We start from the raw sequence: 15,310 nt of genomic DNA, 5'->3' as shown, positions 1-15,310 counted from the left end.
TATGTGCATGACCATGCGGGGGGTGAAGAAGCCAGGCAGCAAGACTGTCACTGTGGCGGCCAGAGGGGTGTTCCGGGAGGACGGGGCGCTGCAGGAGCGGTTCTTCCGGATGCTGCGGATGTAGCGGACGGTTGGCGGCGTGGGCTGCGATGCGATGCCGCTTCTGCCGGGTCTGGCAGGCTGTATGCGTGTAAGCGCAGCCCTCGTCCGCTGGACGGACTGCCCTGCGCGGAATGTCCGGGCCGAACCGGCAGGACGTTGAAGGGCAGCCCATGGCCCCTGACCTCCGCGCGCCTGCCTGTGCGGGTCTCCTGGCCTGGGGCCATTGCCGCAGAGGAGAAAAAATTTCCGGGAAGGACTTTTACGTCCTTCCCGGAAATCTTTTCAGGCCTGCATATGCCGAATCCCGTTATAGATTAGGACTCAGAGGATTCTTCAGAGTCAGCGCCCTCTTCGGACTCGGGATTCTCTTCGGAACCAGCGCCCTCCTCGGAGTCGGCGGCATCAGAGGACTCAGGAGCCTCTTCGGAGCCGGCGGCGTCAGAGGACTCAGGAGCTTCTTCAGAGCCAGTGGCATCAGAGGACTCAGGAGCCTCTTCGGAGCCGGCGGCGTCAGAGGACTCAGGAGCTTCTTCAGAGCCAGTGGCGTCAGAGGACTCGGGAGCCTCTTCGGAACTTGTGGACTCAGTGGATTCCTCGGACTCAACAGGCTCAGAGGACTCTACGGAGGACTCCACGGTGCTCTCTGTGCTGCTTTCCGCGGAGGATTCTCCGCCGCTGGGATTGCCGCCGCAGGCGGTCATGGCAAGCGCCATTGCAGTTGCGATAATTGTTGTTACGATTCTCTTTTTCATAATTATTCTCTCCTTTTATTGATCTATGTCTAACGGCAGCCAGGTACATGCCCTGCCGTAGCCACCTGTCTCAATGCCTACCCGAAGAACCAAGGGCAGTGCGCTTATGTATCCCCCCTGTATTGTCCCATTATACTCACTATCGGGTGGATATATCAAGTGCCAGGATGCCGAATTTCTCGCCACGCCCGGGTTTTATGGCCATCAAAATTAAGCCCTGTTCTGGATTGGAGGAAGCTTTTTGACGGATGGCGGAGGAAGCGGCGGAACATAAATGTGCACTATGCCTATAAAATATTGGCGAATTCTTCGCATTTTGGGGGCAGAATCCGCCATATAGGCCCGGAAAACCGCGGAATTTCCCTGTGTACGGCATGGGCATCATGATTTCCTGTGGGTGGGGGATGGATTTATTTGCCCTTCCATGGTATAATTCTAGGCGTGTCCGGATGATACATCTTTGGCGGGGAGAGGCGGATTTTTATGCGGTACGGGTATTGCCCGGAAATGCCGGGGGCATAGTATATGGAAAGCAGGGTGCAAATAGGAGAATGAAGAACATACAAACTATATCAGACCGTATAGAAGAAATCATGAATTTTGCTCAGGCAAACGACAACGAGATTAGTTTGTTCATTGTTCAGGATATTATAAAAAGTAATGTCGGAGTTAGTGAAGACTTACTAAATGAAGCACTTCATCATCTGCAGGAACAGGGAGTAAGGATTCTTCCCCTGGATATGGACGAGGGGTATAAAGCAGATTTGGATGAACCTGATAAATTTATTCCTTCCGATGTGAATATCACCCAGGTTCCGACCAGCGTGTCAAATATCATGGATCGTTTAGAAAACAGGGAATTCGATTTGACGCCGGCTTTTCAGAGGCATGGCGGACTATGGGATGAGGAAAAGCAGAGCCGGCTGATTGAATCATTGATGCTGAAAATACCGCTTCCGGCATTTTACTTTGACGCGTCTAAAGAAGATGAGTGGATTGTGATAGACGGCCTGCAGCGCCTTACCGCCTTTCAAAATTATCTGGTGGGAAATGGACAGGAAGACGGCGCAAGGAAAAAGAGCAGATTTAAGGGGATGCAGTATCTGACAGATTTCAACGGAAAAACCTTTGACGACTTGCCAAGGCAGTACATCAGGAGAATAAAAGAGTCCTCCATCGTTGCATATACCGTTATACAGGGGACTCCGGACGAGGTTGTATTTAATATTTTCCAGAGAATCAATACGGGAGGGATTCAACTAAACAATCAGGAAATCAGACAGGCTCTTTACTCGGGAAAAGGGACAGATTTGATCAAGGAGCTGGCGGAACGGAAGGAATTCCGGGAGGCGACGCAGTTCGCGGTAAAATCGGACCGGATGCTGGATCGCGAATATGCACTGCGATTCCTTTCCTTTACGGAATTGGATTATAAAAGCGAATATAAGGGAAATATTGATAACTTCCTGATAAAGGGGCTGAAAAAGGCGAACAATTTTAATGAACAGGACATCATGCGGGTCACAGAGCGGTTTGTGCGCGTGATGAAGGGCTGTACAGACATTTTCGGAAAATACGCTTTCAGAAAGTATAACAAGGATTTTCGGAGAGGGCCGATCAACAAGGCTATTTTTGAGATATGGGCAATCTGCTTCGGTGAATTGCATGACGGACAATTGGAAAAAATAAGGGAGAACAAAGACAAGTTCTTGACTGGATTCGGGGAAATTCTTGTGGATGCTGACTTTGCGACTTCATTAAAGTCCGGCGATCAATATTCGCTGAAGAACCGGGTAGAGAGGTGCCGGAAATTTGTAAAGGAGTTTTTATGCTGAAAGGATTGGTTCTTGAAAACTTTAAATGTTTCAATGAAATAAAGCTGAGCTTCTCTACTTTAAATATCCTGACAGGCCTAAACGGCATGGGAAAGTCAACGGTTCTGCAGAGCATCCTGCTTTTGGGACAATCCCGAAACAGTATTTTGCTCCAGCAGGGTTTGTCGTTAAAGGGGAAATATGTAAATCTTGGTGTCGGGCAGGATATTTTGTTTGAAAAGGCAGAGAGAGATGAAATTGGTATTGGGGTCTGGACGGAAGATACGGAGGAACGATATCTTTTCGAGTACCAGCCCGAAACGGATGTTCTGCCTCTGAAAAGCATGGATAAAAAAGAAAATAAAAGTCCATATTCGGCGTGGGAAGATAGTTTATATTACCTTTCGGCATATCGGATTGAACCGCTGCTTCTTTATCACATCGAAAATGAAAAAGAAGTTTCCCAGCGGTATTTTGCTAAAAACGGAGAGTTCTCCATCCAGTATTTAAAGCTACATGGCGGAGATGAGGTAGCGAATAATTCGGTTCTCATCGGCAACAAAAAGACGATAGCGGATCAGGTAAAGGAATGGATGGATTTGATTTCGCCGGGCGTATCTCCGGTAATCACAATCAACACATCGTCCAGAACGGCGGAGTTGAAATATGAGTATATTGAAGGAAGAGAAAAAACCAATTCATATAAGAGCATCAATGTGGGATTTGGGATTACCTATGTCCTTCCGGTAGTAGTCACCCTGATATCCGCAAAGCCGGGAGACATCATCCTGCTTGAAAATCCGGAAGCACATATTCATCCAAGGGGCCAACGGATGCTGGGAGAGCTGTTGGCGGCAGCGGCAGCAGGGGGCGTTCAGGTCCTTCTCGAGACGCACAGCGACCATGTGATGAATGGAATTCGCGTTGCCGCTAAAAAGGGAAGGCTGGAACCGAAAGACACTCGATTTTTCTATTTTTATAAAGACACTGATGACGACTACAGGCATAAAACGGTATGTCCCATGTTGGATGAACACGGACGGTTAAGCGAGTGGCCGAAAGGTTTTTTTGACGAATGGGACAATGCGCTTTTGGATTTGTTGTAGGGCAGGTGATAAAATGACAGCCGTAATCAATGATGTTTCATTCCAATATCCGTTTGCCACAAAGCAAATCGCAATAGAATATGTCCACAAGTTTCTTGATATCTGTAAGCGGATAAAGAGAGAAGAAGTGACAAATGTCCACGAAATAAGAACAGGAGTCATTGATACACAGAGGGAAATAAGTCCTGACTTTAAATTGATACAATTGCTGCAGGATTTTCAGACGAGGGAGGAGAGGACATTTTTGCTTGGCTTGCTGACAAATCAGGGAACTTATTGCTCAGAAGAAGGACAGCCTTTTCGGATAGACGATAAAGAATCGTTTGTATGTATATATGCTATAGATAATATGATGGTAAGCCTGCTGTCGAATTCCCTGTTTGAAGGGCCAGCGGTAAAAGGAATCATTGCGGGAGAAGAGATTACTCTGAGGAATCTGTCTAAAGAGGAGCATATTGACTATTATAGAAATGAATTAGGCCTTAGAAGATACATTGCAAATGATAAAAAGCATAAATTTGACAGAGAAAACCTTTACGGAAAAGGAAAAGTCGGGAGCAGGATGGATTTACATGAGGAAGAAGCACAGGATTTGCTGAATAAAGCGATTGAAATCAAAGGGAGATTATATGCGAAGAAAAACGGTCATTATTATGCGTTTCAAAAGGAAAGAGACATAGATTACCATGGATATAGAGCTGAGGATCTGGGGGATGACATTAAATGTCTGCTGGACAAAGAGTTCCCGCGTAAATGAAAGATATGATACAGACTGAATCTTAAACAGATTAGGAATTGAAAGATTGAATTTTGGATAAAGGAAAGGCGGACAAAAGCTTGAAGATTGGAAACAGGGAATTTCTGACCAAAGGACATACATATGTGATGGGAATCCTGAACGTGACCCCGGATTCCTTCTCGGACGGAGGGAAGTGGAACGACAGGGACAGAGCCCTGCGGCATGTGGAGGAGATGCTGGAGGAGGGGGCGGACATCATCGACATCGGAGGGGAGTCCACCCGCCCCGGCCACACGTTCGTGCCGGAGGAAGAGGAGATTGCAAGGGTGGTTCCCGTGATAGAGGCGGTGAAGGCCGCTTTTGACGTGCCTGTGTCCCTGGATACTTACAAGTCCCGGGTGGCATCGGCGGGAATCGGGGCGGGAGCGGATCTGATTAACGATGTCTGGGGCCTGAAATATGACGGCGGGACCGACAATGGGACGGACGTGCCGGAGAATGGGGCAGGCAGAGAACAGGGGAACACAATGGCGCAGGTCATTGCGGCCAGCGGCCTGCCCTGCTGCCTGATGCACAATAGAAGAGATACGGATTACCGGGATTTCGTAAGTGACGTGGTGAAGGACCTGGAGGGGACCCTGAGGCTGGCGGCAGAGGCGGGCATTCCCCGGGAGAAGATCGTCCTGGACCCGGGGGTGGGCTTCGCCAAGAGCTGTGAGCAGAACCTGGAGATCATCCGCCGCATGGACACGCTGGGGGCTTTGGGCTGCCCACTGCTTTTGGGCTGCAGCCGGAAGTCTGTGATCGGCCTGACTTTGGACCTGCCCGCGGATCAGAGGGTGGAGGGGACATTGGTGACCACTGTGGCCGGAGTCCTGCAGGGGGCCATGTTCGTCAGGGTGCATGATGTGAAGGAGAATGTCAGGGCGGTGCGGATGGCGGAGGCGATCTGGCCCCGGGCGCAGGGCTGAGCGGCTAAGAGCAGCGCTCCGGCGGGGGGATTCTTCGCCGCACCGGGTGCGGGGAAGGCTTTCTGCCGAGGCGTGGCGGATTTCGGAGGGGCATCAAATAGGGCGCGGGGACCCCTGCCGCAGGGAAAAACGGGGGAGGACAGGAGAGGACATGTATTCTGAATGGGCAAAGGATGAGATACGGATAGAGGGGCTTGAGGTCTTCGCCCACCACGGCGTGTACCAGGAGGAGACGAAGAACGGTCAGTATTTTTACGTAAATGCGGTATTGTATACAGACGTGCGCCGGGCGGGGAGCGAGGACGCCCTGGAGCGCACCGTAAATTACGGGACGGTATGCCATTTCATCACGGACTGGATGCAGGAGAACACCTGCCTGCTGCTGGAGGCGGTGGCGCAGCGGCTGAGCCAGGCGCTGCTTTTGGAGTTTGGGGCCCTCGCCGCCCTGGAGCTGGAGATCCAGAAGCCCCACGCGCCCATCCGGCTGCCCTTCGGCAATGTGTCCGTGAAGGTGCGCAGAGGCTGGCACAGGGCATACATCGCCGTGGGCTCCAACTTGGGGGACAGGAAGAGCCATATCCTGAGCGGCATCCTTGCCCTGAAGGTGCATCCCCTGATTGTGCTGAAAAGGGTGTCCGAGATGATCGTCACCAGGCCCTACGGCGGGGTGGAGCAGGAGGATTTCCTCAACGGCGCGCTGGAGATCGAGACGCTTCTGGAGCCGGAGGAGCTGCTGGAGGCCCTTCACCAGGTGGAGAATGCGGAAGGCAGGGAGCGGACGGTGCGCTGGGGCCCCAGGACGCTGGATCTGGACATCCTGTTCTACGACAGGATATGCTATGAGAGCGAGGATCTGGCGATTCCCCATGTGGATCTGGAGAACAGGGACTTCGTCCTGAAGCCCATGGCGGAGATCGCGCCCTGTTTCCGACATCCCGTAAGCGGCAGGACGATGACGGGGCTTCTGCGGGAGCTGGAGGAAAGGACAGGGAAAGAGGGCGGCTGAACGCCGCGGCAAGGAAAAAACGGGAGGACGATGGGAAGGGAGGTGATTCCACTCATGAAACACATGCGGGACTATGGCCGAGATAACCACTCAGCACAGTTGACGGAAACTGTTGGCAGATTGTGCTGAGGAGAAAGGAACCTGCTGGCAGTCGCAACTGTGCTGTTTCTCTAATCGGATGTTTCGACAGTATGCTTCAAGCGGAAGCTCAAACATGAGAAAAGGAGTACAGTTATGCGCTACATAAAAGATGTATTAAAAAAGAACAGGAAATGGGTCGTTGCATATCTGACAATCGGACTGTTCAACGCCTTCATGTCGAATTATAAGGCCGACTGTTTTCAGAGAATCGTAGACGGGCTGACAGACCGGACCATAACTTTTTACGGGATTCTGTTTTACGGCGGGGTTCTCTTTGTGACCTTTGGGATGAACTATGTGGACGTGTACCCCACGGTAAAGCTGGACAATGACATCTACCTGGATTTCAAGCTGCTGGCCTTACAGAAGATTGGGAGGATGGATTACGCCGAATACCAGAAGCTGGGGACGGGGAAGCTGATACAGCAGATCGAGAACGGGGCCAAGGCCGGAAAGGGAGTCCTCTACGACTTCTGGTTCGAGGTGGTGAGGAACCTGGTGCCGACGATTCTGTTCAGCCTGTTCTTCATCTGGAAGATAGACCCGAAGATAACCTGCTTCCTGCTGGCCGGGTATGTGATCGTATTCATCGTGACCAACCTGCTGCTGAGGGGGCTCTACCAGATAAAGGAAAGGATACTGACCAACGAGGAGGAGCTGAACCATTTCCTGGTGCGGGGCTTCATGGAGATGCCTCTTTTCCGGATGAAGCGCCAGTTCCCGGGGGAGGTGAGGAAAGCGCTGGGGGCCAAGCGGACCATCGTGGCGGCAAAGGTGAAGATGTCCATGATACATGAGGCCTTTTTCACCATATTCGCCCTGCTGGTGGCCTGCCTGGACATCGGAATCCTGGTCTACGCCTGGAAAGGGGGCCATCTGACTGTGGGAGCCGTGGTGGCACTGATCGCGCTGATCGACAATGCCTATGTGCCCATAGCCATCTTCAATGTGATTTACGTCCAGTACAAGCTGAACCTGACGGCGTGGCACCGGTTCGCGGAGGTGCTGGATCTGAAGGAGGACGTACAGCTTTCGGAGGGCGCTGCCTTTGATACCCTGGCAAGAGAAATCCGAGTGGAGGAGCTGTCCCTTTCCTACGGAGGGGCTCCGGGAGAGGGCAGGAGAGCAGTGGATTCCGTGAGCCTCATTGTCAGGAAGGGCGAGAAGGTGGCGTTCGTGGGCGAGTCCGGCTCCGGAAAGTCTACGCTTGCCAAGGCGCTGGTGGGGCTGCTGAAATATGAGGAGGGCGATATCCTTTATGACGGCGAGCCGCTGCGGAATCTCTCCCTGGAATCCCTGTATGGGAAAGCCTCCTATCTGTCCCAGGATACGCCTGTGTTTGACGGGACGATCCGGGAAAATCTGGTTTTCGACAGGGAAGTGCCGGATGAGGACATGCGCGCAGCCATGGAGCGGGTACAGCTCCTGCCATTGCTTTCATCCCTGGACAAGGGAATGGATACCAGGATCGGGGAGAAAGGGGCCTGCCTGTCCGGCGGGGAAAAGCAGCGGCTGGCTTTGGCCAGGCTCCTGCTCGACCGTCCGGAGATCGTCGTGCTGGACGAGGCCACGTCGGCGCTGGACAATGTGACGGAAAGCATCGTCATGAAGAATGTCCTGGAGCAGGCAAAGGACGCCACGGTGATCTCCATCGCCCACCGCCTGTCCTCCATCAGAGGATTCGACCACATATTCGTATTCAAAGAGGGAAGGATAGTGGGAAGCGGGACTTTTGAGGAGCTGCTGGCGGGCAACAGCTATTTCGCGCAGCTATACAGGAAAGAGAAAGAGAGAGGCCATGGGGACTGACGCGTTTTATGGGATATCTGAGGGGAAATCTGAGAGGAAAGGCCCGAGGAACTTTCCGGCGAATCCGGCGCAGAGCCCTGTGAAAAGCCCTGTGAGGATCCCGCCGATGATCAGGAAGGGCAGATAGGCCAGCACGCCCGGGGTGCGGGTGACGGCGAAAGCCATGGCTAACTGGCCCAGGTTATGGGCCAGCCCGCCCATGGCCCCCGTGAGGAAGATGAGCCTCTTTTGCAGGATGCGCATCACCAGCGCCATGGCGCAGAGGCTGCACAGCCCTCCGGCCAGGCTGTAGAGCAGGGACAGGGCCTGCCCGAAGAGGAGAGAGGACAGCAGTATCCTGGAAACCAGCACGAGGACAGCGTCCCTGGCGCGGAAGCTCCGCAGCAGCAGCAAAGTGACGATATTGGCCAGGCCCAGCTTGATGCCCGGAACGGGCACCAGGGGCGGGATGGCGCTCTCGATGGCGTAGACGGCCAGGGACAGGGTGGTGAAGAGGGCTAAAAGGGCAGTCTTTCTGACGGACATATGTTCTTCCTTTCTGTGGAGGCCTGGGGGAGGTCCGGCGGGCTGCGGCCTGCCAAAGGGATTCACCGGAATCAATAGGCGACGGCATCCGGCGCCGCCCCCGGAGAATCGGACACAGGCCGCAGCCGGATCACCAGCCGGTTGGGCAGACAGGTGATGGGCAGCTTCGCGTCGCTGATGAAGCCCTGGTGGACGCAGATTAAGTCCGGGCAGTCCGCGGAGATGATGGCGATGCTGCCGGTACGGGCTTCAATCTCATTGACGCAGCCGTTCTCACCCTGTACGGTGAAAGTGTACGTCTCGGAGACATCGCTTAAATATATGCTTTTTATCAATATTCCGTCCTGGAAGATGTCTGCGGCATAATCGGCCCCGCTCTTATCGGAGAGCAGATAGAGGAGGCTGGCCGCGGACAGGAGCAGAAGGAATGCCGTAATGACGGCCGCGGGCTTTCGCCAGGATGTATTCTCTTTCACGCGACTTGGCCTTTCTGTGGATTCAATGTGGAGGTGCGCAGGATGCGTCCTCCCCAAACAGTATAGCAAAAAGGAATGGGAAAATGAAGCATTTTTTTAGGACATTGGCATCTGCCCTCACGGTGGCGGCTCTCCTGTGCTGCGGCTGCGCGGACATGGGAGCGGGGACGGCGGCGCAGCCCGGCGCGCGGGAGGGAGATGGCGGGCATGGGGACAGCGCAGGGCCATGGCAGTACGCGGACACCGCCATGGGCACGGTGGTGCAGATGACGGTCTATGCGGAGCGCCAGGAGGCGGCGGAGACGTTCTCCGGGCAGACTATGGAGCTGCTGGCAGGGCTGGAGCGGGAGGAAATCTCCTGGCGGCTGGACACCTCAGAGGTATGCCGCGCCAACGAGTCCGCAGGCAGCGCTCAGGGCTTCCTGCTTTCGGGGGAGCTTTCGGCGCTGCTTTCGGACTGCCTGGAGCTGTGGGAGCGCTCGGAAGGGGCCTTTGACGTGACACTGGGGGCGGTGACGCGGCTGTGGAACATCGACCAGTGGGCTGCAGGAGAGGCATCGGGAGACTTCAGCCCGCCCTCGGAGGAGCTTCTGGCTCAGGCGCTGGAGCGCTGCGGGAGCGGCAGGCTGCGGCTTGCAGAGGAGGGCGCTGCCGGGGACGGGGGAATGCGCCTTTATATGCCGGAGGGCATGGGGCTTGACCTGGGAGCCGTGGGCAAGGGCCTTGCCATGGAGAAGACGCTGGCCCTGCTGGCAGACCGGCCGGAAGTGACGGGGGCAGTGATATCCCTGGGCGGCAGCATATTGACCTGCGGCAGCAAGCCGGAGGGCGCCCCCTGGCGGGTGGGCATCGTGGATCCCTTTGACACCTCGGGCAGCATCGGCATCCTGACCCTGGAGGGGCAGTGGTGCATATCCACCTCCGGGGATTACGAGCGGTACGTGGAGGCGGATGGGGTGCGCTATCATCACATCCTGGATCCGGAGACCGGAGCCCCGGCAGTCAGCGATGTGCGGGGCGTGACGATCCTCATGAAGGACGGTCTGCTCTGCGACGGCCTGTCCACGGCCTGCTATATCCTGGGGCCGGAGAAAGGGATGGATCTGGCCGGGCAGTATGGGGCGGAGGCGCTGTTCGTCATGGCGGACGGAGAAATCGTGATGTCGGAGGGGATGGAGCAGTGTTTCACGGAACAGTGAAATTTGTATAAAATAATGTGTACTTATGGTAACTATAATATTTATTGATTTTACTTATGATACAGAATATAGTATAATAGTATAGTAAAAGAAGATGATAGAATCCGGTTTTGCAGGGATTCTATTTTCATGACATCCTGCCGCCAGGGGCAGGGAATGGAGGAAAATTATGGTCAAGGCAATCGTAGGGGCCAACTGGGGCGATGAGGGAAAAGGTAAGATTACGGACATGATGGCGCAGGAAGCCGATATTGTAGTACGGTTTCAGGGCGGCGCCAACGCGGGGCACACCATCGTGAACGATTACGGGAAATTTGCGCTGCACACCCTTCCGTCCGGCGTGTTCTACAGCCATGTCACGAATATCATAGGCAACGGCGTGGCGCTGAACATCCCGCTGCTGTTTAAGGAGATCCGGTCTCTGGTGGAGCGCAGCGTCCCCAGCCCGAAGCTGCTGGTGTCGGATCGGGCGCAGATTGTCATGCCCTACCACATTCTGTTGGACCAGTACGAGGAGGAAAGGCTGGGCGGGAAGTCCTTCGGCTCCACCAAATCCGGCATCGCGCCTTTCTATTCCGATAAATATGCCAAGATCGGCTTCCAGGTAAGCGAGCTTTTCGACGAGGAGATTCTGAGGGAGAAGACGCAGCGGGTCTGCGAGCTGAAGAATGTGCTTTTCGAGCACCTGTACCACAAGCCTGTAATCAAACCGGAGGAGCTGCTGGAGACCCTCCACGGATACAGGGACATGGTGGCGCCTTTCGTGTGCGATGTATCCGTGTTCCTGGACAAGGCCCTGAAGGAGGGCAAGACGGTGCTGCTGGAGGGGCAGCTTGGCACCCTGAAGGATCCGGATCACGGCATCTATCCCATGGTGACTTCCTCCTCCACCCTGGCGGCCTTCGGCGCGATTGGGGCAGGGCTGCCCCCCTATGAGATCGGACAGATCGTGACGGTCTGCAAGGCATATTCTTCCGCGGTGGGCGCGGGGGCCTTTGTGTCCGAGCTGTTCGGCGACGAGGCGGAGGAGCTGCGCCGCAGGGGCGGAGACGGCGGAGAGTACGGCGCCACCACCGGACGGCCCAGGCGGGTGGGATGGTTCGACTGTGTGGCCTCCAGGTACGGATGCCGCATGCAGGGCACTACGGACGTGGCCTTCACAGTGCTGGACGTGCTGGGCTATTTGGACGAGATTCCCGTGTGCGTGGGCTATGAGATTGACGGAGAGGTCACCACGGACTTTCCTGTGACCAGCAGGCTCTCCAAGGCAAAGCCTGTGTTCGAGAAGCTGCCCGGGTGGAAATGTGAGATCAGGGGCATCCGGAAGTACGAAGAACTGCCGGAAAATTGCCGGAAATACATTGAGTTCATAGAGGAGAGGATCGGCTATCCCATCACCATGGTCAGCAACGGGCCGGGCAGGGAGGACATCATCTACAGAGAGTCGCCCTTGGCGCGGTAAGGGGAGCCATGGTCGGAAATCTGGAATATTTCAAGGTGTTCTATTATACCGCGAAGCTGGGAAGCGTCACGGGGGCGGCCAATGAGCTCTCCCTGTCGCAGCCCGCGGTAAGCCAGTCCTTGAAAGCCCTGGAGAAGAGCCTGGGGGTGACCCTGTTCCAGCGGGCCTCCAGGGGCGTGCGCCTCACAGGGGAGGGACAGATCCTGTACTCCTATGTGGAGAAAGGGTACGAGGAGATAGAGCGGGGCGTGGAAAAGGTGCGGAAGATGCTGAACCTGGAGCTGGGGGAGGTGCACATCGGGGCCAGCGACATGACCCTGCGCTTTTATCTGCTGCCCTTTCTGGAGGAGTTCCATGAGAGGCATCCCGGCATCAAGGTCATGGTGGCAAATGCGCCTACGCCGGAGACATTGAAGCTCCTGCGGGCCGGGACGATCGACTTCGGCGTGGTGAGCACCCCTTTCCCCAGGGAGGGGGACATCCGCGCGGAGCCTGTGCGGGAGATTGAAGACGTATTCGTGGCTGGGCGCAGGTTCACTTCCTATAAAAACAAGATGCTGGATCTCCAGGAGCTGGAGAAACTGCCCCTTATCTTCCTGGAGGGGAGCACCAGCACCAGGGCCTACATGGACGCCTACCTGGCGGAGAACGGTGTGGCCGTGCAGCCGGAGTTCGAGCTGTCCACCAGCGATATGATCGTCCAGTTCGCCCTGCGTAATCTGGGGATAGGCTGCGTGGTCAGGGACTTTGCCACGGAAGCCCTGGAGTCCGGGCGTTTGTTCGAGCTGAGGTTCAATAAAATGATACCCAAAAGGGAGTTCTGCGTGGTCACCAGCCGGAAATCCCCCCTTGGGGCGGCGGCCGGGAAGCTTCTGGACATTATGGGGACGGATTCGTGACCCCAGGAGGCGGGGCCGGGAAAGCCCGGGGGCCATGGCAGTATCGGAATAGGAGAGAGCAGGATGATTCGGAATATTATATTTGATATCGGTAATGTGTTGACGGATTTCAGATGGAAGGAGTTCCTGGAGGACAAGGGCTTCGATGAGGCCATGGTGAAGCGCATCGCCAAGGCTTCCGTCCAGTCCACTGTCTGGAACGAAATCGACAGGGGCGTCTGGAGCATGGAGGAACTGATGCAGGCCTTCATCCGTCAGGATCCGGAGATTGAGGAGGAGCTGCGCAGGGCTTACGGCAACATCACCGGAATGGTGACGAAGCGGGCGTATGCCATCCCCTGGATCCAGGAGCTGAGGGAAAAGGGGTATCGGGTGTACTATCTGTCTAATTTCTCGGAAAAGGCCTATGAGGACTGCGCGGACGCCCTGGATTTCCTGCCCTATACGGACGGCGGCATCCTGTCCTATCGGGAGAAGCTGGTGAAGCCGGACCCGGAGATCTACAGGCGGCTGCTCTCCAGGTATTCCCTGGAGGCCCAGGAGAGCGTGTTCCTGGACGACACGGCTATGAATGTGGAGGCGGCGGAAAGGCTGGGGATTCACGGCATCTGCTTCCGGACCAAAGAGCAGGCGGAGGAAGAACTGCGGGGACTGGTGGCGGCTGAACCCTGACGAGCGGCGCGCGCCGGGCTTTGAGGGCTTGCTTCCCGGAATCCAGAGCCTGCGGCCTGCCCATGCAGGAAAGCGCTTCCCCGGAGCCTGCGGATTGTCGGTATGGGGCGGATTTCCCCCGGCGCCTGCGGTCTGCGGCCTGGGGGCGTCAGCGGCGCGGAGCCTACGGATTGCCGGTATGGGGCGGATTTCCCTCGGAGCCTGCGGCCTGGGGTTCCTTCGGATTCGCAGGGGCCTGGGCCGGATTCGGGGCCTCCGGGTCTCCGATGGCGGATTTTCCAGTGAGCCTGCCGTGCATCCAGGAGTAGATCCAGATGACCAGAGGCAGGGCGAAGGTGGCGAACAGGCAGATCCGGAACCATTTCGCGGACTGGGAGCTGTCTGCGATAGCTGTGACCAGCGTGGCGACATACAGGAGCACCAGCAGCACCACGCCGACCATGGCGACGATCTGCCGGGAGTTCCGTGAACTCCTTTTTCTTTTCGGGCTTTCTTTTTTCGCTTGTTCCAAAGTTTTTTCCGTAGTTTTTTCCATAGATTCTTTCATGCTTCCTCGTTTCTGCAAGTTTTCCTTGATTGTAGCATGTTTGGCCCCGGTTGGCAACAGGGCGCGGGCCCATGGGAGGTTTAAGTCCTCCCGGAACGCAAAAACCCCGGGCCTGCACCTGCGCGAAGCCCGGGGTCTTTCTTGGGAGACGGCCTCGGCCGCCCCCCGATTAAGGGGAGGATTCAGGCTCCGTCTTGCCGACGTAAGTCACCGCAGGGCGGAGCCTAAGTATTATTTTATCTTTGGTATGATCAAAGGAGGGGGTTCCTTGACATTCAATAGTCTAACCCTGAATCCGCCGTTTATACACCGGAAGGGAAATTTTTGAAAATTTTTTTATTGTCTAAAAGGGGAATCTGTTATATACTGATACATGTGGCGTACTGTTTGGGTCGCCCGGCAAAAATACAGCCGGCGGCAAGGCCGGTGGGATTGAAAAAGGTGGTAGATATGGCATTATTGGAAAAATGGAGAGAAGAGGCATATAACGAGACAGCGGGACAGGACAAGCTCCAGAAGCTCTGGGCCGCATATTTTCAGGAAGAGAAGGAAATCTATGCCCAGCTTCTGAAGAATCCCGATGAAGTGGTGCGGGGCACCGTGAAGGAGCTGGCGGATAAATACCAGGTGTCCATCAAGACCATGACGGGCTTCCTGGACGGCATCAACGACAGCTTGAAGGAGCCTAACCCAATCGAGGAGATGGAGGAGGACACCCAGGTGAACCTGGGCTTCGAGAAGGCGCTGCTGTACAAGAACATGGTGGCGGCGGAGGCCGACTGGCTCTACAACCTGGAGGAGTGGAACGACATCTTTGACGAGGACACCAGGAAGGCCCTCTACAAGGAGCAGAAATCCTCCACCACAATCGTGAAGGAGGCGAAGGTCTACCCCAACGATCCCTGCCCCTGCGGAAGCGGCAAGAAGTATAAAAAGTGCTGCGGCAGGAAATAAGAGGGGGCCGTTATGAGGAAACTCTTGAAACAGTTGAAGTGGGAGACGCTTCTGACCGCGGCCCTGTATATCGTGCTGGGGGTGGTGGCCCTGGTGATTCCGGATACCATGGTGAAGACATTGGGGTATCTGATCG

Annotated in this window: 15 protein-coding genes; 11 read left to right on the top strand and 4 right to left on the bottom strand. The window is 55.4% G+C overall.

The genetic code is table 11. From position 1 onward, the window contains the following. Window positions 1-416 precede the first annotated feature (416 nt). A complete protein-coding gene (locus Q2B33_RS03065; RefSeq protein ID WP_296457279.1) occupies window positions 417-854 on the bottom strand; it encodes a hypothetical protein in 438 nt (145 codons plus the stop codon). A 374-nt stretch (window positions 855-1,228) separates the two neighbouring features. Here Q2B33_RS03065 and Q2B33_RS03060 point away from each other — a divergent pair, with 374 nt between their 5' ends. From Q2B33_RS03060 to Q2B33_RS03035, 6 genes are all read left to right on the top strand, one after another. Further along, complete coding sequence (locus Q2B33_RS03060; protein WP_300568860.1) at window positions 1,229-2,689, top strand: DUF262 domain-containing protein; 1,461 nt, start codon at window positions 1,229-1,231, stop codon at window positions 2,687-2,689. Beyond that, complete coding sequence (locus Q2B33_RS03055; RefSeq protein ID WP_300568831.1) at window positions 2,683-3,774, top strand: DUF3696 domain-containing protein; 1,092 nt, start codon at window positions 2,683-2,685, stop codon at window positions 3,772-3,774. Before Q2B33_RS03060 ends, Q2B33_RS03055 begins: the two co-directional genes overlap by 7 nt. Window positions 3,775-3,787: 13 nt before the next feature. Then, window positions 3,788-4,531: a hypothetical protein gene (locus tag Q2B33_RS03050; protein ID WP_300568828.1), complete on the top strand. Its 744-nt coding sequence runs from the start codon at window positions 3,788-3,790 to the stop codon at window positions 4,529-4,531. Window positions 4,532-4,611: 80 nt separating this feature from the next. Beyond that, window positions 4,612-5,484, top strand: a complete 873-nt coding sequence (gene folP, locus Q2B33_RS03045; RefSeq protein WP_300568825.1) for a dihydropteroate synthase — start codon at window positions 4,612-4,614, stop codon at window positions 5,482-5,484. Window positions 5,485-5,635: 151 nt separating this feature from the next. After that, window positions 5,636-6,490: a 2-amino-4-hydroxy-6-hydroxymethyldihydropteridine diphosphokinase gene (gene folK, locus Q2B33_RS03040; protein WP_300568822.1), complete on the top strand. Its 855-nt coding sequence runs from the start codon at window positions 5,636-5,638 to the stop codon at window positions 6,488-6,490. 234 nt (window positions 6,491-6,724) lie between these two features. Further along, window positions 6,725-8,440, top strand: coding sequence for an ABC transporter ATP-binding protein (locus tag Q2B33_RS03035; RefSeq protein ID WP_300568819.1), 1,716 nt, complete (start codon window positions 6,725-6,727; stop codon window positions 8,438-8,440). A gap of 6 nt (window positions 8,441-8,446) precedes the next feature. On the opposite strand, the gene Q2B33_RS03030 is transcribed toward Q2B33_RS03035, so the two are convergent. Together Q2B33_RS03030 and Q2B33_RS03025 are read right to left on the bottom strand one after the other, a co-directional pair. Further along, the gene (locus Q2B33_RS03030) at window positions 8,447-8,965 is read right to left on the bottom strand and encodes a Gx transporter family protein (protein ID WP_300568816.1); all 519 of its coding nucleotides are present in this window, start codon (window positions 8,963-8,965) and stop codon (window positions 8,447-8,449) included. A gap of 71 nt (window positions 8,966-9,036) precedes the next feature. Then, complete coding sequence (locus tag Q2B33_RS03025; protein ID WP_296457298.1) at window positions 9,037-9,441, bottom strand: NusG domain II-containing protein; 405 nt, start codon at window positions 9,439-9,441, stop codon at window positions 9,037-9,039. Between the two features lie 83 nt (window positions 9,442-9,524). Here Q2B33_RS03025 and Q2B33_RS03020 point away from each other — a divergent pair, with 83 nt between their 5' ends. The 4 genes from Q2B33_RS03020 to Q2B33_RS03005 all read left to right on the top strand — a co-directional run bounded on the left by Q2B33_RS03020 (window position 9,525) and on the right by Q2B33_RS03005 (window position 13,673). Continuing rightward, window positions 9,525-10,640 (top strand): FAD:protein FMN transferase, encoded by a 1,116-nt coding sequence (locus tag Q2B33_RS03020; protein WP_300568812.1) that lies wholly within the window; start codon window positions 9,525-9,527, stop codon window positions 10,638-10,640. A gap of 169 nt (window positions 10,641-10,809) precedes the next feature. Then, complete coding sequence (locus tag Q2B33_RS03015; protein ID WP_300568809.1) at window positions 10,810-12,102, top strand: adenylosuccinate synthase; 1,293 nt, start codon at window positions 10,810-10,812, stop codon at window positions 12,100-12,102. 8 nt (window positions 12,103-12,110) lie between these two features. Then, window positions 12,111-13,001: a LysR family transcriptional regulator gene (locus Q2B33_RS03010; RefSeq protein ID WP_300568806.1), complete on the top strand. Its 891-nt coding sequence runs from the start codon at window positions 12,111-12,113 to the stop codon at window positions 12,999-13,001. 63 nt (window positions 13,002-13,064) lie between these two features. Beyond that, window positions 13,065-13,673, top strand: coding sequence for an HAD family phosphatase (locus tag Q2B33_RS03005; RefSeq protein ID WP_300568803.1), 609 nt, complete (start codon window positions 13,065-13,067; stop codon window positions 13,671-13,673). 163 nt (window positions 13,674-13,836) lie between these two features. Here Q2B33_RS03005 and Q2B33_RS03000 read toward each other — a convergent pair whose 3' ends face one another. After that, window positions 13,837-14,184, bottom strand: a complete 348-nt coding sequence (locus tag Q2B33_RS03000) for a hypothetical protein (RefSeq protein ID WP_300568800.1) — start codon at window positions 14,182-14,184, stop codon at window positions 13,837-13,839. Between the two features lie 486 nt (window positions 14,185-14,670). Here Q2B33_RS03000 and Q2B33_RS02995 point away from each other — a divergent pair, with 486 nt between their 5' ends. Continuing rightward, window positions 14,671-15,174, top strand: coding sequence for an SEC-C metal-binding domain-containing protein (locus Q2B33_RS02995; RefSeq protein ID WP_296457318.1), 504 nt, complete (start codon window positions 14,671-14,673; stop codon window positions 15,172-15,174). Window positions 15,175-15,310 lie beyond the last annotated feature (136 nt).

It is taken from the genome of uncultured Acetatifactor sp., assembly GCF_948601915.1.
Classification (GTDB): Bacteria; Bacillota; Clostridia; order Lachnospirales; family Lachnospiraceae; genus Acetatifactor.
The sequence above is the reverse complement of the archived record's forward strand: the minus strand, read 5'-3'. Positions and strand labels throughout refer to the sequence as shown.